Origin of the sequence: Bacillus sp. SIMBA_005, from assembly GCF_046535585.1 — a bacterium.
Lineage (GTDB): Bacteria > Bacillota > Bacilli > Bacillales > Bacillaceae > Bacillus > Bacillus pumilus.
The window spans coordinates 1-252 of record NZ_JAWRWI010000825.1 but is presented as its reverse complement, the minus strand read 5'-3'; the positions used below and the strand labels follow the sequence as shown (position 1 = coordinate 252).

The following is a 252-nucleotide window of genomic DNA, read 5'->3' as shown; positions in this document are numbered from 1 at the left end:
CCCGAAGCGGCGCTCCTCCTCCTCCCGCGCGCCGTCTGCCGAGTTCGACAGGATCGCCGTGCGGGCGCGACCGCGGAGCGACCCCGCATACTCGATCAGCTCGGTGTTCGCCGTGCCGCAGTACGCGTCCCAGACGTCCGTTCGTATCGCGGTCGCCTGGTCGGCGTCGAGGTCGAGCGCGGCCGCCAGACGCTGCCAGAACACGCCGGCCTGCCCGTCGGTGACATCGATGGGCGGCAGATCGGCGGCGGC

Annotated in this window: 1 protein-coding gene; it reads right to left on the bottom strand. The window is 73.0% G+C overall.

The annotated features are described in order from the left end of the window. Window positions 1–252 (bottom strand): hypothetical protein (locus SB660_RS22380; RefSeq protein WP_410584668.1); only part of this gene is annotated, 252 nt, incomplete at both ends.